15 protein-coding genes, 2 tRNA genes and 1 other RNA gene are annotated in these 20,191 nt (G+C 73.0%); 10 read left to right on the top strand and 8 right to left on the bottom strand.

The features are described 5' to 3' along the window. The first annotated feature begins 101 nt into the window (after positions 1-101). The 4 genes from ACZ470_RS34915 (at position 102) to ACZ470_RS34900 (ending at position 5,124) form a co-directional block, all read left to right on the top strand. The gene (locus tag ACZ470_RS34915; protein ID WP_468433937.1) at positions 102-1,793 is read left to right on the top strand and encodes a stealth family protein; all 1,692 of its coding nucleotides are present in this window, start codon (positions 102-104) and stop codon (positions 1,791-1,793) included. Between the two features lie 13 nt (positions 1,794-1,806). Next, positions 1,807-3,612, top strand: coding sequence for a stealth family protein (locus ACZ470_RS34910; protein ID WP_468433857.1), 1,806 nt, complete (start codon positions 1,807-1,809; stop codon positions 3,610-3,612). A 37-nt stretch (positions 3,613-3,649) separates the two neighbouring features. After that, on the top strand, positions 3,650-4,219 hold the full coding sequence (locus tag ACZ470_RS34905) for a DM13 domain-containing protein (RefSeq protein WP_468433856.1): 570 nt from the start codon (positions 3,650-3,652) through the stop codon (positions 4,217-4,219). Positions 4,220-4,287: 68 nt separating this feature from the next. Continuing rightward, on the top strand, positions 4,288-5,124 hold the full coding sequence (locus ACZ470_RS34900; RefSeq protein ID WP_468433855.1) for a DUF2182 domain-containing protein: 837 nt from the start codon (positions 4,288-4,290) through the stop codon (positions 5,122-5,124). A gap of 19 nt (positions 5,125-5,143) precedes the next feature. On the opposite strand, the gene ACZ470_RS34895 is transcribed toward ACZ470_RS34900, so the two are convergent. The 3 genes from ACZ470_RS34895 to ACZ470_RS34885 all read right to left on the bottom strand — a co-directional run bounded on the left by ACZ470_RS34895 (position 5,144) and on the right by ACZ470_RS34885 (position 7,601). Beyond that, positions 5,144-5,803 carry a DUF1326 domain-containing protein gene (locus ACZ470_RS34895; RefSeq protein ID WP_468433854.1) on the bottom strand — a complete coding sequence of 220 codons (660 nt, stop codon included), beginning with the start codon at positions 5,801-5,803 and terminating at the stop codon, positions 5,144-5,146. Positions 5,804-5,937: 134 nt separating this feature from the next. Then, a complete protein-coding gene (locus tag ACZ470_RS34890; protein WP_468433852.1) occupies positions 5,938-7,359 on the bottom strand; it encodes an ATP-binding protein in 1,422 nt (473 codons plus the stop codon). Between the two features lie 154 nt (positions 7,360-7,513). Next, positions 7,514-7,601, bottom strand: a tRNA-Ser gene (locus ACZ470_RS34885). 72 nt (positions 7,602-7,673) lie between these two features. Between ACZ470_RS34885 and ffs the strand changes: the two genes are divergently transcribed. The 6 genes from ffs (at position 7,674) to ACZ470_RS34855 (ending at position 16,233) form a co-directional block, all read left to right on the top strand. Beyond that, an RNA gene (gene ffs / locus ACZ470_RS34880) (signal recognition particle sRNA small type) lies at positions 7,674-7,772 on the top strand. Between the two features lie 47 nt (positions 7,773-7,819). Then, positions 7,820-10,048 (top strand): DNA polymerase III subunit gamma and tau, encoded by a 2,229-nt coding sequence (locus ACZ470_RS34875; protein ID WP_468433851.1) that lies wholly within the window; start codon positions 7,820-7,822, stop codon positions 10,046-10,048. A gap of 122 nt (positions 10,049-10,170) precedes the next feature. Next, entirely contained in the window at positions 10,171-11,424 is a 1,254-nt protein-coding gene (purD, locus tag ACZ470_RS34870) for a phosphoribosylamine--glycine ligase (RefSeq protein WP_468433849.1), read from the top strand. Between the two features lie 296 nt (positions 11,425-11,720). Continuing rightward, positions 11,721-13,484, top strand: coding sequence for a hypothetical protein (locus tag ACZ470_RS34865; RefSeq protein ID WP_468433847.1), 1,764 nt, complete (start codon positions 11,721-11,723; stop codon positions 13,482-13,484). A gap of 243 nt (positions 13,485-13,727) precedes the next feature. Continuing rightward, a complete protein-coding gene (locus ACZ470_RS34860) occupies positions 13,728-15,251 on the top strand; it encodes a N,N-dimethylformamidase beta subunit family domain-containing protein (RefSeq protein ID WP_468433845.1) in 1,524 nt (507 codons plus the stop codon). A gap of 82 nt (positions 15,252-15,333) precedes the next feature. Then, complete coding sequence (locus tag ACZ470_RS34855; protein WP_468433843.1) at positions 15,334-16,233, top strand: phosphoribosylaminoimidazolesuccinocarboxamide synthase; 900 nt, start codon at positions 15,334-15,336, stop codon at positions 16,231-16,233. Between the two features lie 101 nt (positions 16,234-16,334). On the opposite strand, the gene ACZ470_RS34850 is transcribed toward ACZ470_RS34855, so the two are convergent. The 5 genes from ACZ470_RS34850 to ACZ470_RS34830 all read right to left on the bottom strand — a co-directional run bounded on the left by ACZ470_RS34850 (position 16,335) and on the right by ACZ470_RS34830 (position 20,091). Beyond that, positions 16,335-16,407 (bottom strand) — tRNA-Gly (locus ACZ470_RS34850). Positions 16,408-16,429: 22 nt separating this feature from the next. Continuing rightward, positions 16,430-17,050, bottom strand: a complete 621-nt coding sequence (locus ACZ470_RS34845; RefSeq protein WP_468433841.1) for a response regulator — start codon at positions 17,048-17,050, stop codon at positions 16,430-16,432. Continuing rightward, positions 17,047-18,327 carry a sensor histidine kinase gene (locus tag ACZ470_RS34840; RefSeq protein WP_468433840.1) on the bottom strand — a complete coding sequence of 427 codons (1,281 nt, stop codon included), beginning with the start codon at positions 18,325-18,327 and terminating at the stop codon, positions 17,047-17,049. Before ACZ470_RS34840 ends, ACZ470_RS34845 begins: the two co-directional genes overlap by 4 nt. Before the next feature lie 28 nt (positions 18,328-18,355). Further along, complete coding sequence (locus tag ACZ470_RS34835; RefSeq protein ID WP_468433839.1) at positions 18,356-19,132, bottom strand: ABC transporter permease; 777 nt, start codon at positions 19,130-19,132, stop codon at positions 18,356-18,358. Beyond that, positions 19,129-20,091, bottom strand: coding sequence for an ABC transporter ATP-binding protein (locus ACZ470_RS34830; RefSeq protein ID WP_468433837.1), 963 nt, complete (start codon positions 20,089-20,091; stop codon positions 19,129-19,131). The genes ACZ470_RS34835 and ACZ470_RS34830 overlap by 4 nt, the downstream gene beginning before the upstream one ends. Between the last annotated feature and the right edge of the window lie 100 nt (positions 20,092-20,191).

Below are 20,191 nucleotides of genomic sequence, written 5' to 3'. Positions count from 1 at the left end.
TAATTCTTCGAGAACTTCTCTACAACCTTCTCTTGCGTGTGCATGTCTGGCTGATCGCAGGGATGTTCAGGGGGCTACGAAGAGGAGCTCAGAACGTGACCATGCGTTCCTTCGTCCGGCGGGTGGGGCCGAGAGTCGAGCGGAAGGCCGCCGAACGGGTGTGGCAGCTGCGGACGATGCGGCGGCGCCGCATGGCCGCGGTGACGGACCCGGTGGTCCGCCCGGTGGCGGTGCGCGGCCAGCGGCTCTACGGACGGGTCGTGACCCGGTTCGACGCCGCCGACGCGGCGGCCTCCAACCTCGGCCTGGTCGTCGACGCGCTGGAACAGGAGGGCATCGCCCACTTCCTGGTGCCGGCCTCGCGCACCCGCCACACGGTCGGGGTGAACGCCGTGGACCGGGAGCGCCTCCTCACCGCCCTGGAGGCGCGCTGCGCGGGACAGGCGGTGTTCATCGGCCGGCCGCTGCCCGGCGGGCAGTTGAAGCATCCCGCGCTGTTCATGGACGGCGCGCTGCCGTCCGCGCTGCGCACCGCGCCCGTCCTGCGGATCGGGGAGAACCACCTGGGCCCCTCCGGCCAGTTGCTCGCCGGACCGGAGCTCGCCTGCGACGTGGAGTTCTGGGAGGACGGGGCGCAGCTCCTGGCCTCCGGCGACGGACCCCGCCGACTGGCCAAGGTGCAGCCGCAGGCGTCCGAGGACGTCTTCGCCGAGTCCCTCGTCGCGCCGCGGAACAACGGCGTCACGGACGTACTCCCGGTGTCCGAGCAGAAGCCCGCCACGGTGCGGGTCGGCGACCGGGAGCTGCCGACCTTCGCCGCGCTCACCCTGCCGACCGTGAACGACGTGACCTTCCCCGTCGACGTCGTCTACACCTGGGTGGACGGCGAGGAACCGGAGATGCGGGCCAAGCGGGCCCGGTACCAGCGGGGCGGTATCGCCGAAATCCTGGACAAGGAGACCAACGCCTCCCGCTACACCAGCCACGACGAGCTGAGGTACTCGCTGCGGTCGCTCGCGATGTACGCCGACTTCGTCCGCCACATCTACCTCGTGACGGACGGTCAGCGGCCGCACTGGCTCGACGACGAGGCGCCGGGGCTCACGGTCGTCGACCACCGCGACATCTTCCCGCCGGACGTCCTCCCGGTGTTCAACTCGCACGCGATCGAGACCCGGCTGCACCACATCCCCGGCCTGTCGGAGCACTATCTGTACTTCAACGACGACGTTTTCGTCGGACGCCGGATCACCGCCGAGCACTTCTTCCACGGCAGCGGCCTGATGAAGATCCCGGTCTCCCCGCTCAAGATAGGCGTCGGCAAACCGCACGCCGAGGAGACGGCCACCAATTCCGCGAACAAGAACGTCCGCCGACTGCTGCTGGAGAAATTCGGGCGGATGACCACCAACAACTTCCTGCACACCCCGCTGCCGCAGCAACGGGGGACACTGCGGGCGCTGGAGGACCTCTTCCCCGAGGACATCGCCCGCACCACGGCGTCCCGCTTCCGCTCGCCGCAGGACATCGCCATGACGGCCCCGCTGCTCTACCAGTACGCGCTGACGACCGGCCGCGGCGTACCCGGGAAGTTCAGCTACCGCTACGTCAACATCAGCCGCCCCGACGCCGAGGAGCGCCTGGCCGACCTGCGCCGGAGCCGCCGCTTCGACTTCTTCTGCCTCAACGACGTCGACGTGCCGTCCGAGGAGCGGGAGCGGGTCGGGGCCCGGATGAGCGAGTTCCTGGAGCACTACTTCCCCTTCGCGAGCCCCTTCGAGAAGCGGCAGTGACGGGGGCCGGGGGATGGGCATCCGTCATCGCATCGCGGCGCCCGCCGGTGTGCGGGCCGCACGGGACCTGCTGGCGCGGCTGCGGCCCTGGCCGGCGGCCCGGCTCTGGGCACTGCGCACGGCCCCGGCCCGCCGGCGCCTGCGGGCCACCGTCCCCGGACTGCGCCTGGTCACCTTCGGACCGACGCGGCTGTACGGACGTACGGTCGCCGCATACACCGCCGCGGACGCCGTCGAGACCGATCTCGAGCGGGTGTGCACCCTGCTGGAGGGGCTCGGCGTCCCCTACTTCCTGATCCCCGTCGGCCCCGGGCACAGCGCGCCGCGCCAGGTCGTCGGCGTGGAGGAGCGCCACCGCGACGCCGTCCTCACCCGGGCCGCCCACCGCCTGGCGGGCACCGCCGGGTACGTCGGCGCCGTCGGACCGGACGGTGCCGTGACGGTCGCGGCGCTGTGGGCCGACGGGAAGCTGCCGCGGGCGCTGCGGCGGGCCGCCGTGCTCCGCACCGGCGTGGTCCGCCTCGGCCCCGGGGGACAGGTGCTCAACGGTCTGGAGGCGGGCTGCGACATCGAGTTCTGGCGCCCGGGCCGGGACCTCCCCACGGACCCCTCCTGGCTCACCGTTCCCGGCGGCCGGCTGCCGGACGTCTTCGGTCCGGCCCTCGTCGCCCCGCGCCGCAACCCGGTGTCGGAGGTGCTCCCGCCGGCGGCACGGCAGCCGGCCTCGGTGGCGCGCCGCCGGCGCGGTGTGCCGACCTTCGCCCCGTTCGCCGAGCCGGGCATCGACGAGGTGTGCTTCCCCGTCGACGCCGTGTACACCTGGGTCGACGGGGACGACCCGGCGCTGGCCGCGAAGCGCCGCGCCCACCAGGCGCTCTCCGGCGGCGTCATCGCCCCGCGCGAGACCGGCGCCTCCCGCTACACCAGCCATGACGAGCTGAGGTACGCGCTGCGCTCGCTGGAGATGTACGCCGGGTTCGTCCGGCACGTCCACCTGGTGACCGATTCCCAGCTCCCCGCGTGGCTGGACCCGGACGCGGAGGGCCTGACCGTGGTCGACCACCGGGACATCCTCCCGGCGGACGCGCTGCCCGTGTTCAACTCGCACGCGATCGAGAGCCGCCTGCACCACATACCGGGCCTGTCGGAGCACTACCTGTACTTCAACGACGACGTCTTCATCAACCGCCCCGTGGGCGCCGAGCACTTCTTCCACGGCAACGGCATCGCCCGCATCCCGCTGTCCCCGCTGAAGCTCGGAGTCGGCGACCCGCACCCCCTCGAGCCGGCCCCGAACTCCGCCGGCAAGAACGCCCGCGAGGTGATCCGCCGCTTCCACGGCCGGTACATCACCAACAAGTCCCTGCACACCCCGCACCCCCAGCTGATCTCGGTCATGCGGGAGATGGAGAGCCTGGAGATCGAGGAACTGCGGCGGACCGCCCACTCCCGCTTCCGCTCCACCTCGGACGTCGCCCCGGCGTCCACGCTCCACCACCACTGGGCGATCGCGACCGGCCGGGCCGTCCCGGCCGACTACCGCTTCCGCTATGTGCAACTCGGCGCTCCGGACATGCCGCGCCGTCTGGCCCGCCTCGCGGCCGGCGAGGACGTCGACTTCTTCTGCCTCAACGACGTGGACACCGCACCGGAGGCCAGGCCGGAGGCGCGGAGCGCACTCCACGCCTTCCTGGAACGGAAGTACCCCTTCCCCAGCCGCTTCGAAGGCGCCCACCGCCCGTCCTCCGTCCCTGGCCTCGGCGGACGTAAGGATTTCGTCATCCGCCACGCGGCCCCGGACGGCCGGCCGACCCGTTGAATGGGGGCGACGTGTGATTCCCAGGAGGGTGGGCGACATGGGACGGGTGCGGAGCGCGCTGTTCAGACCGTGGATGGTCGGCGTACTGGTGGTCGTGCTGGCCGGGGGCGGGTTCGGGCTGTACTGGTTCCAGCCGTGGAAGCTGTGGCAGGACGAAACGGTGCAGGAGGCGCTGCCCGAGGTCACCGCCGCCGCCACGACACCGCCCGCCGGGGCACCGTCCGGGGCGGCGACCACCCCGCCGCCGGCGGGACCGACGACCCTGGCGAGCGGAGAGCTGATCAGCCACGAGCACCCGACGTCCGGCACGGTGACGTTCGTGCGGCTGGCCGACGGCAGTCACGTGGTGCGCCTGGAGGGGCTCGACACCAGCAACGGCCCCGACCTGCACGTGTGGCTGACCGACGCGCCGGTGAAGGAGGGACGCGCCGGCTGGCACGTCTTCGACGACGGCGAGTACGTCAGCCTCGGCAAGCTCAAGGGCAACAAGGGCAGCCAGAACTACGCCGTGCCCGACGACATCGACCCGGCCCGCTACACCAGCGTCAGCATCTGGTGCGACCGCTTCGACGTCTCCTTCGGAGCGGCGGAACTCGCCCGCGCCTGACGCGGGCGCGCGGTCGCGCCGCGGGGGCGTGCGTGCTGTCCTGGAAGCAGTCACAGAGGTACGCGCCGATGCGTCACAGCCGGACTTCCGCCGTCGCCCCCGCCCGGCCTCCCGCGCCGACCGGAGCACGCGGAGGGCTGCTGCCGGCCCGGGATCTCGCCGCCGCCTGGCTCCTGATCGTTCTCATCGCGGTGCCCGCCTGGGTGCTGACGATCGGGCAGGCCCGGGACATGGGGGTCGGGCCGGGCACGATGGGGACGGCGCTGCCCCTGTTCCTGCTGCTGTGGGTGACGATGATGGCGGCCATGATGCTGCCGTCCATGGCGCCGGTGGCCCTCACCTGGGTGCGGGGGATCGGCCGTCGGTCCTCCGGCTGGACGCGGGCGGTGCGCACCGTCGAGTTCGTGGGCGGGTACCTGCTGGTGTGGACGGCCTTCGGTCTGCTCGCCTACGCGGCCCTGGCCCTCACGGGCGGCCTGGTGGACGACCGTCCGACCGCCGGGCGCTGGATCGGCGCGTCCGCCTTCCTGCTCGCCGGCCTGTATCAGCTCGGCCCCCTCAAGAACGTCTGTCTGCGGCACTGCCGCGACCCCATGGGCCACCTGGTGCGCTACGCCGGGTTCCGGCGGCCGGCCCGCGACCTGCGGGTGGGCGTCCACCACGGCGCCTACTGCGTGGGCTGCTGCGCGGGACTGATGGTCGTCCTGGTGCCGCTCGGCGTGATGAACGTGGCGGCGATGGCCGGGCTGGCGGTGGTGATCTTCATCGAGAAACTGTGGTCCCGCGGTCCGCTGCTCGCCCGCGCCGTGGGCGTCCTGTTCCTCGTGCTCGCCGTGCTCACGCCGTTCGCGGACTGGCTGCTGCCGGGCCTGCGGGGATCGATGCCGATGACGGACGGCATGTGACGCGACAGGCGGGCAGGCCCTAGTCGGGACCGCTCCAGTCGAACGGGAAGTACTTGCTCGACTTCCCCGAGCGCTCCCAGGAGAAGCCGAACGCGTCGGCGCGGTCGGACGTGGCCCGCCCCCAGGTGGCGACCTGGCCCGGTCCCACCTCGGCACCCGGGGCGTTGTGGACCTGGACGCGCGCGCCCTCCGGCGTCGTCGGGCCGGTGAGCGCCTCGGCGGCGGCCGTGACCCGGCCGGGAATCTCGGCCCGCCAGGTGGCGAGGTCCTCGTCGATCTCCACATGGACCGGGGCGACGTCCATGCCGCGCATCTCGGGGTGGAACATCTCCCCGAACCGCGCCGGCCACCCGCCCGCCTCGCCGCCGAAGACGGCCTGGAGCGCGGCCCGCTGCCGCTCGTCGGCCCGTTCGTCGAGGAACACCGCCGCGTACGGCTCGGTGTGCGTGCCGGCCCAGGGGTTGCCGACGAAGGAGCCGAGCATCAGGACGTTCAGACCGTCGAGCCGCACGTCGCCGAAGCTGCCTTCACGGATGTGCCAGACCAGCACGCCTTCGCAGTCGCCGTAGGTCGGGGGCTGGGCGAACGTACAGGGGCAAGGAATCGCGCACTTGCACACGTCGAACCAGTCACCGGTCAGGTGCCAGCGTGTACCGGTGGTGGTGGCTTGACCGGTCATCTCGCTACCTCCCGCTCACTCGGAGTGGAGGACCGTGCTCCGAGCCCGCACCCGGAACAAGGAGGCGGCCTCCCCTCCAGCTTGCACCCACACCTCACCGGAGAAAACCCGCGTCGGCAGAAGCCCGGCCCCGCTCACGCCCTGCGCCAGGCCATGAGCAGTTCGTCGGGGCCGTAGGCCGCCTGGAGACCGGAACATCCGATCCCGCTGCGGGAGACCGCCACGAGCGGTACCGGCTCGTCGGTGACCGCCGCCCGGTGCTTCTGCAGGGCGGCCAGGTCGTGGCTGTCGAACGCGGAGTTCTCCAACCACTTGACCGAGCCGAGGAAGAGCAACTGCTTGGCCACCGGCTGCCGGTCGGCGCCCACCAAGTCGATTTCCACGTCGTTGCTGCGGGTCCAGTACCCGCCGATCGCCGGGGCGGCGGGCAGGACTCCGTCCGGCAGGAGGCGAGCGAGGGATTCCCGGACCAGGGGCTCGATCGCGCGGCCCCGCCAGCTCGTCCACTGTTCCCTGATCCGGCTCAGAGTGAGATCCCCGCGCATCCGCTCGATCTCCGCCATGTGCGGATCCAGAAACGCGAGCCAGAAGCGCAGGTAGGGGTCGGCCACCCGGTAGCGGCGTTCCTTCGACGGCCTGAGCGAGAGCGGCAGCTCGGCGGCCACGACTCGTTTCTCGGTCAGGACGTCGGTGGCTCGGGTGAGAGTGGTGTGGGCGATGCCGCCCGCCGCGCGCGCGATGTTGGTGAAGGTGCGCTCCCCGGATCCGATGGCCCGCAGGACTTCCCTGCTCATCGCCTGCGGTGGAAACTCCGCGGCCAGTGACCGTTCGGCGGATACCACCAGCGCCGAGATCGGGTTGTCCAGCGAGTCGCGGAGGAACTCCCAGACATCCGCTCCGGCCCGCCACTCGGCGCAGATCAGAGGCAGACCTCCCGTGATCAGAGCGGCGTCGAACGCGGCCGCCGGAGACAGGGCGAGCATCTCGCCGATGTCGGCCGGGTTCAAAGGCCCCACGATCATTTCCCGGCCCCGCTGGTGAAAGGGCCGGTCGTAGCTGTTCAGCGCCTCCATCATCGACAGATCGGACCCGACCAGGAGGAGAAGCACCGGTTTGCGGCTGAGCAGCCGGTCCCATGCCCGCTGGAGCATGCCCTCGAAGGCGTCGATGCGGTCCATCAGATACGGAACCTCGTCGATGACGACGACGCTGGGGGCGTCGTCGGGCAGGGCCTCCGCCAGCAGCCTGAGTGCCGCATTCCACTGTTCCGGGGTCTCCTCCGCGAACAGTTCCCGCTCCGGCAGGGTGGATCTGGCCACGGCGTCGAGCAGCTCCGTCAGTTCGTCCTCCGCCGTGCCGCCTGCCGCGGTGAAGAAGAGGGACGGCGTCCCGGTCCGCCGGATGAACTCCTCGACGAGGCTGGACTTGCCGACCCGCCTCCGTCCGCGCATGAGGACACACTGGCCGGGTTTCGCCGACCCGACCGCGTCGCGAACCGCCTCCAACGCGTTGCCGAGCACGCTCAGCTCGCGTTCCCGCCCGATGAAGCGACGCATGCAAGCCTCCCGCCAGCGATGGTATCGCTGGCGATACTATCGCCAGCGATACCGTCTTCGGGCGTACATCGAGGAAAGACCGACTGGGACGGACGACGTCGAAGGGCCCCACCGCAAGCGGTGGGGCCCTTCGACAACGTGCCCGGTGAGGCACTGGCGGAGGATACGAGATTCGAACTCGTGAGGGGTTGCCCCCAACACGCTTTCCAAGCGTGCGCCCTAGGCCTCTAGGCGAATCCTCCGCCGGAAACATTACATGACCGAGAGGAGTGCTCGCGAACTCGTTCCCCGCCCGCGACATGCGGTAGCCTCTGCGTAGCCCCTCACGCGGCGCTACCTGACTGAACTCCCCCAGGGCCGGAAGGCAGCAAGGGTAGGTTGGCTCTGGCGGGTGCGTGGGGGGCGCTTGCGTTCCCGGCGTCCGGTCCGGTTGTCAGCGCACGCCTATAACCTCGTAGGCGTGTCGTCTCTCGCGCTCTACCGCCGCTACCGCCCGGAGTCCTTCGCCGAGGTCATCGGGCAGGAGCATGTCACCGACCCGTTGCAGCAGGCGCTGCGGAACAACCGGGTCAATCACGCGTACCTGTTCAGCGGTCCGCGCGGCTGCGGCAAGACGACCAGCGCGCGGATCCTGGCCCGCTGCCTGAACTGCGAGCAGGGCCCCACGCCCACGCCGTGCGGGGAGTGCCAGTCGTGCCGGGACCTCGCGCGCAACGGACCCGGTTCGATCGACGTCATCGAGATCGACGCGGCTTCCCACGGTGGTGTGGACGACGCCCGTGAACTGCGCGAGAAGGCGTTCTTCGGGCCGGCGAGCAGCCGCTACAAGATCTACATCATCGACGAGGCCCACATGGTCACGCCGGCCGGCTTCAACGCGCTGCTCAAGGTCGTCGAGGAGCCCCCGGAGCATCTGAAGTTCATCTTCGCGACCACCGAGCCCGAGAAGGTCATCGGCACCATCCGGTCGCGTACGCATCACTACCCGTTCCGGCTGGTGCCGCCCGGCACGCTGCGGGACTACCTGGGCGAGGTGTGCGGCAAGGAGGACATCCCCGTCGAGGACGGCGTGCTGCCGCTCGTCGTGCGGGCCGGCGCCGGGTCCGTGCGTGACTCGATGTCCGTCATGGACCAGCTGCTCGCCGGTGCCGGGGAGGAGGGTGTGACGTATGCCATGGCCACCTCCCTGCTTGGATACACGGACGGCTCGCTGCTCGACTCCGTCGTCGAGGCCTTCGCGACCGGTGACGGCGCCGCCGCCTTCGAGGTCGTCGACCGGGTGATCGAGGGCGGCAACGATCCCCGCCGGTTCGTCGTGGACCTGCTGGAGCGGTTGCGCGACCTGGTGATCCTCGCCGCCGTGCCGGACGCGGCCGAGAAGGGACTCATCGACGCCCCCGCCGATGTCGTCGAGCGGATGCAGGCCCAGGCCGGCACCTTCGGCGCCGCCGAGCTCAGTCGCGCCGCCGACCTCGTCAACGAGGGGCTCACCGAGATGCGCGGCGCCAACTCGCCCCGCCTCCAGCTCGAGCTGATCTGCGCGCGGGTGCTGCTGCCCGCCGCCTACGGCGACGAGCGTTCGGTGATGGCCCGGCTGGACCGTATCGAGCGCGGTGTGAGCTTCTCCGCGGGCGGCGCCGGCACCGGTATGCCCGCCATGGGGTACGTCCCCGGGCCGGAGGCCCATGGGGGAGCGCAGGGACAGGGCGCCGTCGAGCCGGGGGGCGGTCCCGCCGCCGCCCGCGCAGCGGTTCGGGCTCAGGGCCCGGCGCCCGCGCCCACCCCTCCCGCCGCCCCGGCGCAACAGCCGCCGGCGCAACAGCCACCGGTGCAGCAACCCCCGGCCCAGCAGCCCCCGGCGGCCGCCCCGGCACCGTCCGACGCGCCGCCCGCCCCGAGCGCCCCGGGTGCCTGGCCCACCGCCGCCCCGACCGGCGGAGGCGGCGGCCGCAGGCCAGGCGGCTGGCCCACCGCCGCCCCGGCGGGCGGAGGCGGCGGCCGGCCGCCCTCGGCCGCCCCCGAGCCCGAGGCGGCCCCCGCGCCCGCGACACCCGCCCCCGCCCCCTCGGGCGGCGGCGGGCTCGACCCCCGCATGCTCTGGCCGAACATCCTGGAAACGGTCAAGAACCGTCGCCGCTTCACCTGGATCCTGCTCAGCCAGAACGCCCAGGTGACGGGCTTCGACGGCACGACCCTCCAGCTCGGCTTCGTGAACGCGGGCGCGCGGGACAACTTCCTCAGCAGCGGCAGTGAGGACGTACTGCGGCAGGCGCTGGCCGAGCAGTTCAACGTGCAGTGGAAGATCGAGGCGGTCGTCGACCCCTCGGGCGGAGGCACCCCGGCGCCCGCCCCGGCCGGCGCGCCCGCAAGTCGGGGCGGCGGCGGTGGCGGCGGGTACGGCGGCTCCGGCACCGCAGGCGGTCAGCGCCCCGCTGCCCCCCAGGCCACGGCCCCGGCCGCCGCCCCCGCCCGCCCGGCCGGCACCCCGGCCGCACCCGCGCCCGCCGCCGGCTCCACCCCGGCCCCGGCACCCCGCCCGTCCGCCCCGGAGCCGTCCGCTCCCGTCTCCCCCGAGGACGACACCCCCGAGGACGACGATCCCGACCTGGACGAATCCGCCCTCTCCGGGCAGGAACTGCTCGTACGGGAGCTGGGCGCGACGGTCGTCGAGGAGTTCACGAACGACTGACGAACGACCAGCGGCGTACACCCCGTCGCGGTGGCGTCTGGAGGAACCTACGAACACCCTCCCCCCACCCCTTCGGAAGCCCGCACAAAGCGAACCGGGCGTCTCCCGTTAGGCTGACCCCCGTGAAGGTCCTCGTCATCGGCAGCGGCGCCCGCGAACACGCCCTGTGCCACTCCCTGTCCCTCGACCCCGATGTCACGGCGCTGCACTGCGCCCCCGGCAACGCCGGCATCGCCGAGGTCGCCGAGCTGCACCAGGTCGACGCCCTCGACGGCGCGGCCGTGTCCGCGCTGGCCACGCGGCTCGGCGCGGACCTCGTGGTGGTCGGCCCGGAGGCGCCCCTCGTCGCCGGTGTGTCCGACGCCGTGCGCGACGCGGGCATCCCGGTCTTCGGCCCCTCCAAGGAGGCCGCACGGCTCGAGGGCTCCAAGGCCTTCGCGAAGGACGTCATGGCGGGGGCCGGCGTGCCCACCGCCCGCAGCTACGTGTGCACGACGCCCGAGGAGGTCGACGCGGCCCTCGGGGCGTTCGGCGCCCCGTACGTCGTGAAGGACGACGGACTCGCGGCCGGCAAGGGTGTCGTCGTCACCGACGACGTCGAGGCGGCCCGCGCGCACGCCGCCGCCTGTGAGCGCGTGGTGATCGAGGAGTTCCTGGACGGCCCCGAGGTCTCCCTCTTCGCGATCACCGACGGCGAGACGGTGGTCCCGCTCCAGCCCGCCCAGGACTTCAAGCGGGCGCTGGACGGCGACGAGGGCCCGAACACCGGCGGCATGGGGGCGTACTCCCCGCTGCCGTGGGCCGACCCGAAGCTGGTCGACGAGGTCATGGAGACCGTCCTCCAGCCGACCGTGGACGAGATGCGGCGCCGTGGCACCCCGTTCTCCGGCCTGCTCTACGCCGGTCTGGCGATCACCTCGCGCGGAGTCCGCGTGATCGAGTTCAACGCCCGCTTCGGCGACCCCGAGACCCAGGTCGTCCTGGCCCGGCTGAGGACCCCGCTGGCCGGTCTGCTGCTGGCCGCCGCCACCGGCAACCTCGCCCACCTGGAGCCGACGCGCTGGAGCGACGAGGCCGCGGTCACCGTGGTCGTCGCCTCGCACAACTACCCCGGCACCCCCCGCACCGGCGACCCGATCACCGGCCTGGACGAGGTCGCCGCCGAGGACGCCCCGCACGCGTACGTGCTGCACGCGGGGACGAGGCGCGAGGGCGACGCGGTGGTCAGTGCGGGCGGGCGTGTGCTGTCCGTCACGGCGACCGGCAAGGACCTCACCGAGGCCCGCGACCGCGCCTACCGCGCGGTCTCCCGCATCCGCCTCGACGGCTCACAGCACCGCACGGACATCGCGGCGAAGGCCGCACGGGAGGCGTGACCGCGCAACCGCACGGGCGCCGCTCACCGGCGCCGCTGAACCCCGCAGGCCCCGGATCCGTCTCAGGATCCGGGGCCTGAGCCTTGCCGTCCGTCATCCACCTTTCCCCAAAGCCATTCCATCGAGTGAGCGATGCGCCATCCGGCTGACGGGAACGGGGGCCCCAACTAGGGTGCCGCGCAAGCGTTCCGGCACTTGGCCCACCGGCATTGCGATGTCAGTGACGGGTGCCACAGTGGGGGAGTGGACAACGCCAGGACAGCGTCAGGACGGCAGTGAGGGGGTGAGGTCGGGCCATGAGCGGAAGCGGAATGCGAGCGGACACGGGCGCCCAGTCCGCGCGGTCGCACGCGCTGGCCGTCCTGCGCATCCGCAGCCGGGCGCTGGCCGTCGCGCTGCTGCCGGCCGCCGTCGCCGTGATCCTGCTGGCCGGCGGCTCCACCGGCCGGCTGACGGGCACCGGCTGGGACCTGGCCCGCAGTCTCCTCACCCCGGTCGCGGTGCTCGTCCTGCTCGCCGCCGCCGGCGTCGCCCTGGTCGTCGCCCGGGCCCGGCCCGCCATGAGCCCCACGGTCCCGGTCGCCGAGGAGGCGGCCCCGGACCTGTACCGGATGGTGCGCGACCTCGCCGACCGGCTCGACGTCCCCGCCCCGTCCGCGATAGCGCTCACCCCGGACTGCGACAGCTGGCTGGAGGACCGCACCCACCCGGCCCACGGCCCTCCGCCCGTCGAGGAGCACGGCGACATAGCCGGTGCGGGGCACCCCTTGCGCCCGAGGTCCGCCGCCGCGCCCGTGCTGGTCATCGGCTCCCCGTTCCTGTGGTGGATGCGCGTGGGCGAGCTGCGCGCGGTGCTCGCCCCGGTCGTCGCCGGTACGGGACCGTCGGCGCATCCGGACATAGCCGCCGCCCGGCGCTTCGTACGGGGGCTGGACGCGGCGGTGGCCGTGACCTCGGCGCCCCGCCGGGGGCCGGTGTTCCGCGGGGTGCTCGCGGGCGTCGGCTGGGTCACCCGGCTGCTGCTGCGCGGCTGCCGGGGACACGCCGCCGAGATGGAGCGCGGGGTCGCCGCGGCGGCCGCGGATCGTGCACAGGCTGTGGACTACGGGCTGCGGATCGTCGCCCAGGAGCAGGTGGGGCTGGCGTACGCGGGCTGGGACCGGCTGCTCACCCGGGTCGCGCTGCCCGCCTGGCGGATGGGCCGCTGGCCCTCGCGGCTCAACGCCGGAGTGGTGGCGGCGCTGACCGAGCTGTCCCGCCGGGACCGGCTGGCGGAGGGCTTCGCCTCCCGCCTCGGCGAGCGGCCCGCCTGCGACCTGCTGGAAGAGCCCGGCGCGGTGGACGAGGCCGCTTCGCTCCTCGCCGCACGCCTCTTCCACGGCGGGCCCGCGGAGACCGGACCGGCCTGGTCCCCGGTCCCCTGGGCGGAGTATCCGGAGGAGGTCGTCGACCGCAAGTGGCGCACGGACGCCGCCCGCCTCCACCGGGTCCTGGACTCCCTCCACGGCCCCCCGGCGCCCGGTGAACCCCCGGCCGCCGCCGGTCCCACCCTCTCCCGGGTCCTCACCCACCTGACCACCGCGCCGCCCCTCCCGGCGGACCCCGCACCGCCCGCCGCCCCCGACGACGAGGACCTGACCGGCACCACCCCCCGCAGCGCCGCCCTCGCCGCCCGGCTCACCGCCGAACTGGCCCGTGAGGAGGCCGCCGCGGTCTCCCCCGCCACCCCGCGAGCCGCCGCCTCCCCCGAGGCCGACCCCCTCCGGGACGACCGGGAGCTCCGGGACCTCCCCCTCTTCCCCCTCCAGCCCCCGCGCACCGGCCGTGAACTGCTCGCGGACCACATCACGGCGATGGTCTGCTGCGCGGCGATGGACACCGCGGGCGCCACCCCCGGACTCGACTGGCTCGACGGCCCCACCCTCCTCGTCGGCGGCGCGCGGGCCACGGACCTGTCGCCCCAGGTCCTGACCCTGATCGAGGACGGCGACCCCTCGGCCCTCCGGCTGTGGCTGACCCGGCAGGGCATACGTCCCGAGAAGCCCGTACGGCTCGTCTGAGCCCCGGACCGCCCCGCGACCGCCCCGCCCCCTCCGGAGCCCACCCTTCCGTTTTCGGTCAATTCACAACGAACGGTGACGGAGTGCGTGCGTAATGTGATGTGCTGGGACCGTTCGCGCTCACTGGCAAGAGCTCGCGACATACGACAAGCACATAACTGATGGCGGGCCTCATCCGCCAGGCGACTGCCGGACCGCACCACGCACCGCACCGCGACGGGGGCACGAGGGAGGGGAGCGATCATGGGCTCGGAGCAGACTCGCCGCTGGGAGTCGGGAGCGATGGCGCACGCCGTGAACGATCCCTTCGGACTGGGCCCCCTCCCGTGGCTGCGCGGCAGCGAGACATACGTCGGCGACACCGGCCGGGTCGTCCCCTGGTACGTGGACCCGGAGCCGTACGCGGACCCGGGCCGTGCCGCCGCCCGCATCCCGAGGCAGGGCGGGCGCAAGGTGCCCGCCCCTCGCGCCGCCGGCTCCGTCGGCCCCCGCGCGGCCGACGACGTGCACCTCCAGATCAAGGGCTTCGCCTCCACCGGCGGGGTCGCACCCGGCGAGTCCATCGACTTCCACATCACCGTCGACCCGCCCCAGCCGTTCGACGTGGACGTCTACCGCATCGGCCACTACAACGGCGACGGCGCCACCAAGATCACCTCCAGTCCCCGGCTCTCCGGCATCGTGCAGCCGGCGCCGCTCACCGCCGACCGCACCGTCTCCTGCCACCACTGGTGGCTGTCCTGGCGGCTGCCGGTCCCGTCGTACTGGAGCGTCGGCGCGTACGTCGCCGTCCTCACCACCGCCGACGGCCACCGCTCGCACATCCCGTTCACCGTCCGCGACAGCCGCCCGGCCGACCTCCTCCTGGTCCTGCCCGACGTGACCTGGCAGGCGTACAACCTCTACCCGGAGGACGGCCGCACCGGCGCGAGCCTCTACCACGCCTGGGACGAACAGGGCCGGCTGCTCGGCGAGGCCGACGCCGCCACCACCGTCTCCTTCGACCGCCCCTACGCGGGCGCCGGCCTCCCGCTGCACGTCGGCCACGCCTACGACGTCATCCGCTGGGCCGAGCGCTACGGCTACGACCTCGCCTACGCCGACGCCCGCGACCTGCACGCCGGCCGGGTCGACCCCACCCGCTACCGGGGCCTGGTCTTCCCCGGCCACGACGAGTACTGGTCGGTGCCGATGCGCACCGCCGTGGAACGCGCCCGGGAGCACGGCACGTCCCTCGTCTTCCTCTCCGCCAACACCATGTACTGGCAGGTGGAGCTCGCTCCCTCACCGACCGGCCCCGACCGCCTGCTCACCTGCCGCAAACGCCAGGGACCGGGAAAGGCTGCGCTGTGGCGGGAGAACGACCGCGCGGAGCAGCAACTGCTCGGCATCCAGTACGCCGGCCCCGTCCCGCGGCCGCATCCGCTGATCGTCCGCAACGCCGGCCACTGGATGTGGGAGGCGACCGGCGCGCACGAGGGCGACGGCATCGAGGGCCTGGTCGCCGCCGAGGCCGACCGCTACTACCCGCGCACCCCGCTCCCCGAGCACGAGGAGCGCGTCCTGCTCGCCCACTCCCCGTACACCGACCGGGAGGGCGCCCGCCGCCATCAGGAGACGTCCCTCCACCGGACCCTCTCCGGCGCCTGGGTCTTCGCCTCGGGCACCTTCGCCTGGTCACCGGCCCTCGACCGCCCGGGCCACGTCGACCCCCGGGTCCAGCGCGCCACCGCCAACCTCCTGGACCGCATCTGCAAACGCGCCTGACCGCCCGGGGCCACCCCGTACGGAGGGCGACCCGCGCATACGGGAGAATCGACGTACCTGTACAGAACCACGCGGAGGAACCGTGTCCGGATTCGTCGAAAAGCCCGAGCCGATCCAGGTTCCGGGCCTGGTGCATCTGCACACCGGCAAGGTGCGCGAGTTGTACCGGAGCGAGGCGGGCGACCTCGTGATGGTCGCCAGCGACCGCATCTCCGCCTACGACTGGGTGCTGCCGACCGAGATCCCCGACAAGGGCCGGGTCCTCACCCAGCTCTCCCTGTGGTGGTTCGACCAGCTCGCCGACCTGCTCCCCAACCACGTGCTGAGCACCGAACTCCCCGCCGGCGCCCCCGCCGACTGGGCGGGCCGCACCCTGGTCTGCAAGTCCCTGAACATGGTCCCGGTGGAGTGCGTGGCCCGCGGCTACCTCACCGGCTCGGGCCTCGCCGAGTACGACGAGTCCCGCACGGTCTGCGGCCTCGCGCTCCCCGAGGGCCTGGTGGACGGCTCGGAGCTGCCCGCGCCGATCTTCACCCCGGCCACCAAGGCCGCCGTCGGCGAGCACGACGAGAACGTCTCCTACGAGGAGGTCGCCCGCCAGGTCGGCGCGGAGACCGCCGCCCAGCTCCGCCAGGCGACGCTCGCCGCGTACTCCCGCGCCCGGGACATCGCCCGCGACCGGGGCATCGTCCTCGCCGACACCAAGTTCGAGTTCGGCTTCGACGGCGACACCCTGGTCATCGCCGACGAGGTGCTCACCCCGGACTCCTCGCGCTTCTGGCCGGCCGACCAGTGGGAGCCGGGCCGCGCCCAGCCGTCCTACGACAAGCAGTTCGTGCGGGACTGGCTGACCTCGGCCGAGTCGGGCTGGGACCGCAGGAGCGAGCAGCCCCCGCCGCCGCTGCCGCAGCACATCGTGGACGCCACCCGCACCAAGTACGTGGAGGCGTACGAGCGGCTGACCGGCACCACCTGGAGCTGAACGCCCGACGGCCGGGCCCGCGACGGGCCCGGCCCCCGACGAAGACTCATGACAAAGGCCCACGACAAAGGCCCCGGTCGATGACCGGGGCCTTGTTCCAGAGCGAACGACGAGGTTCGAACTCGCGACCTCAACCTTGGCAAGGTTGCGCTCTACCAACTGAGCTACGTTCGCATGCGCCGTGGCGCGAGACCCACTATACCCAACCTCGCTGGCGTGCGAGGCGCACCGCCGCATGACGGTTCTCCGCCCCGAGCTTCGAGACGGCCGAGGAGAGGTAGTTCCGCACGGTCCCCTGGGACAGCGCGGCCCGCTGCGCGATCTCCGCCACGGGTGCCCCGTCCGCCGCGAGTTCCAGCACCTCGGCCTCGCGCGCGGTCAGCGGGGAGTCGCCGGAGGCGATCGCGTCGGCGGCCAACTCGGGGTCGACGTAGCGGTTTCCCTCGTGCACCGTGCGGATGATCTCCGCGAGGCGCTGGGCGCTGACGGTCTTGGGGACGAACCCGCGCACCCCTGCCGCGAGCGCCCGCTTCAGATGGCCGGGCCGTCCGTGACTCGTCACGATCAGCACCCGGCAGCCGGGCAGCTCCGCCCGCAGGGATGTGGCGACCTTCACACCGTCCGCGCCGGGCATCTGGAGGTCCAGTACGGCGACGTCGGGCGCGTGCGCCCGTGCCATCGCCAGCGCCTCCGGACCGGAGGCCGCCTCGGCGACGACCGTGAGATCGTCCTCGAGGGACAGCAGCGCGGCCAGCGCGCCCCGGATCAGATGCTCGTCGTCGGCCAGCAGCAGCCGTACGGGCCGGGGGCTCGTCACGAAGTCGCCTCTCTCACAGGGGTCGTTCCGCTCGCGCCGGGCGCGGACACGGCGGCGGGAGGAGCCTCGCCGGAATGCGCGGGCAGCGGGACCTCGACGGTCAGCACGAACAGCCCGTCCCCGGTGGGCCCGGCCCGCAGCGTCCCCCCGATCTCCGCCAGCCGCTCACGCAGCCCGACCAGCCCGGACCCCCGGCCCGGGCCGCCGGTCCGCGGCACCCCGTCGTTCTCCACCGTCAGCACCACAAGCCCCTCCCGTACCCGCAGTTCCATCGCGCACCGCCGCGCGTCCCCGTGGCGCAGCACATTCGTGGCCGCCTCCCGCACCGCCCAGCCGAGCGCGGACTGCACCGGCGCGGGGAATCCGGTCGCCGGTCCGGTGACCGTGCAGTCGATCCCGGCGGCGGACAGGACGCCCTGGGCGCCCGCGAGCTCGCTGGCGAGGTCGGCCTCGCGGTAGCCGCGCACCACCTCGCGCACCTCGCGCTGCGCCTCGTGCGCGAGCCGCTGCACCTCGACCATCTGGGTCACGGCCTCCGGCCGTTCGCGCTGGGCCAGCTGGACGGCCAGTTCGCTCTTCAGCGCGATCACCGCGAGGTTGCGGCCCATCACGTCGTGCAGATCCCGCCCGAACCTCAGCCGCTCCTCGGCGACGGCGAGCCGGGCCCGGGTCTCCCGGGCCTCGTCCAGTTCGTAGACGGCGTTGAGCAGCCAGGCGGAGAAGGAGTAGGTGAAGCCGAAGAACCCGCCGACGAGCAGGACGAGCGGGCTGACGACCAGCGCGGCGACCCAGGGCAGCCCCATGGCCAGCATCATCACTCCCGACCCCACCGCGAAGCCCACCACCACGGCGACCACCCGCCGCCGCCCGCGCACGCCGACGGCCGCGGCGCCCGCGCCGAAGACCATCACGGTGCTGAAGACGCCGGCGGAGGCGGTCGCGGCCTCGTTGTCGCCCGGCCCGTGCTGGGAGACGACGAGCGCGGCGACGGCGACCAGCACGGTCGTCACACCGAACACCCACAGTGTCCGGACCGGCCGGTTCCGCTGTCCGCGCTGCCAGTCCAGGGCGCGCGAGGCGGTCACCCCGCAGACCGCGCTGTGCAGGGCCGTCAGGGACAGCAGCAGCGCCGCCGTGCCCGGCCCCACCTCCCCGATCACCGGACCGCCGGCCACCGAGAGTTCCGTCAGCGCGAGCAGGTGGAACGACCACCGCGTGTACGTCTCGAACTTCGCCGGGGTGCTCTTGCGCCCCCACCAGCCGCCGGGCCTGCTCATCTCCTCGCGTCCCCTGTCCTCGCCTGCGTCAGCGCCTCGGCTCCCAACGGAACCACCGCCGTACAGCAAACACCGACAGCAGGATCCAGGCCACCGCCGTCGCCACGGCGCCCAGCGCCTCGGAGGCCGACAGGTCGCCGGTGAAGCCGCCGCGCACCAGGGTCATGACGGGGGTCAGCGGCAGCAGCTCGCAGAAGGAGGCGATCCGGTCGGGAAGGATCTCCAGCGGGACCATCATCCCGGAGGCCAGCATCGAGAGGAACATCAGCGGTATCGGGGTGACCTGGGCGCTCTCGCTGGTCCGGGTGAAGCTCGCGGTGGCGGCCGCGAGTCCCACGCACAACACCAGCCCCAGCAGCAGCCCCAGTACCGAGAGATGGACGGCCGGCGGGGCCGGGATGTCCAGCAGGACCGCACAGCCGGCCGCCAGCAGCAGCGACTGGAGCAGACCCGTCGCGGCCGACGGCAGCGCGGACCCGGCCAGGATCTCGGCGTCCCGCAGCTCCCCGGTGCGCAGCCGCTTCAGGACGAGCTCCTCGCGGCGGGCGACGAGGGAACCCACGAGCGACGAGTAGACGGCGAACAGGAGCGAGAAGCCGATCGCGGCGGGCAGCACCAGCGTGCCGACGGTGAGTCCGGCCTCGGCGAGGTCCATCTCCTTGGACGTCTCGCGCACGCTGAGCGGCAGCACCAGCGGCACGAACAGCGCGGCGAAGAGGGTGCCCCTGGTGCGTCCCAGGAGCGTCAGTTCGGCGCGGGCGAGCGCGGCCATCCGGCTCGCCGGGGTGGTCATGGCCGTGCTCATGCCGCGTACTCCTTCGTCGCCGCCGCCCCCGCGGACGCCTCCTTGGCGATCCCGAGGAACGCCTCCTCCAGGGACGCCGACCGCACGTCCAGCCGGTGCAGCGCCACCCCGGCGTGCTGCGCCCACACCAGCAGTCCGGTGGCGGTCCGCTGGAGCTCGTGGGTGCGCAGCCGGACGGTCCGGCCGTCGACCGTGTGCCCGCTCACGCCCAGTTCGGCGAGCGGGGGCAGGTCGCCCACGAAGTAGCCGTCGGGCAGGTCGAAGGTGATCCGGGAGGGCTCGGAGGCGGTCACCTCCGCCGGGGTGCCGGTGGTGGCGATGCGGCCCTCGTGCATGATCGCGAGCCGGTCGGCGAGGTGCTCGGCCTCTTCGAGGTAGTGCGTGGTGAGCAGGACGGTCGTACCGCGGTCGCGCAGCGCGCTCACCAATTCCCAGGTGTCGCGGCGGCCTTCGGCGTCGAGTCCGGTGGTCGGTTCGTCGAGGAAGAGCACCTCGGGGTCGCCGAGCAGGGCGAGCGCGAGGTCCAGGCGGCGCCGCTGGCCGCCGGACAGCTGCTTCACGCGGACGTCGGTCTTCGCCTCCAGGCCGACCAGTTCCAGCACTTCCCCCTCCGGCCGGGCCCCGCTCACGCAGCCCGCCCACATCCGGGCGGTCTCGGCGACGGTCAACTCGGAAGGGAAGCCCCCTTCCTGGAGCATGACGCCGGTGCGCGGCCGTACGGCGGCGCGCTCGGTGTACGGGTCGTGGCCGAGGACCCGGACCCGCCCGCCGGCCGGGGCGTCGAGTCCCTCCAGCAGTTCGACGGTGGAGGTCTTGCCCGCGCCGTTGGTCCCCAGCAGGGCGAAGATCTCCCCGCGCCGCACGGAGAAGTCGATTCCGCGCACCGCTTCGAACCCGCCCCCGTAGACACGTCGCAGGTCGGTGACCTCAATCACGTGTTCGTGTTCGTTGGCTTCCATGCTTCGAGCATCCCGGTGACCGGGGCGCCGGGGCAGTGCGGGCTGTCACCACCGGACATGACAAATGTCAGACGGGCGGGCGGCCCAGGCACACGAAAAG

It is taken from the genome of Streptomyces sp. NPDC031111 (assembly GCF_055570675.1).
The sequence above is the reverse complement of the archived record's forward strand: the minus strand, read 5'-3'. Positions and strand labels throughout refer to the sequence as shown.

Excerpts from the sequence above, each read along its gene's own strand:
- ACZ470_RS34835 (WP_468433839.1), bottom strand. The coding sequence starts at position 19,132 with ATGAGCACGGCCATGACCACCCCGGCGAGCCGGATGGCCGCGCTCGCC.
- ACZ470_RS34905 (WP_468433856.1), top strand. The coding sequence starts at position 3,650 with ATGGGACGGGTGCGGAGCGCGCTGTTCAGACCGTGGATGGTCGGCGTA.
- ACZ470_RS34915 (WP_468433937.1), top strand. The coding sequence starts at position 102 with ATGCGTTCCTTCGTCCGGCGGGTGGGGCCGAGAGTCGAGCGGAAGGCC.
- ACZ470_RS34865 (WP_468433847.1), top strand. The coding sequence starts at position 11,721 with ATGAGCGGAAGCGGAATGCGAGCGGACACGGGCGCCCAGTCCGCGCGG.
- ACZ470_RS34910 (WP_468433857.1), top strand. The coding sequence starts at position 1,807 with ATGGGCATCCGTCATCGCATCGCGGCGCCCGCCGGTGTGCGGGCCGCA.
- ACZ470_RS34840 (WP_468433840.1), bottom strand. The coding sequence starts at position 18,327 with ATGAGCAGGCCCGGCGGCTGGTGGGGGCGCAAGAGCACCCCGGCGAAG.
- ACZ470_RS34900 (WP_468433855.1), top strand. The coding sequence starts at position 4,288 with ATGCGTCACAGCCGGACTTCCGCCGTCGCCCCCGCCCGGCCTCCCGCG.
- ACZ470_RS34830 (WP_468433837.1), bottom strand. The coding sequence starts at position 20,091 with ATGGAAGCCAACGAACACGAACACGTGATTGAGGTCACCGACCTGCGA.
- ACZ470_RS34860 (WP_468433845.1), top strand. The coding sequence starts at position 13,728 with ATGGGCTCGGAGCAGACTCGCCGCTGGGAGTCGGGAGCGATGGCGCAC.
- ACZ470_RS34895 (WP_468433854.1), bottom strand. The coding sequence starts at position 5,803 with ATGACCGGTCAAGCCACCACCACCGGTACACGCTGGCACCTGACCGGT.
- ACZ470_RS34890 (WP_468433852.1), bottom strand. The coding sequence starts at position 7,359 with ATGCGTCGCTTCATCGGGCGGGAACGCGAGCTGAGCGTGCTCGGCAAC.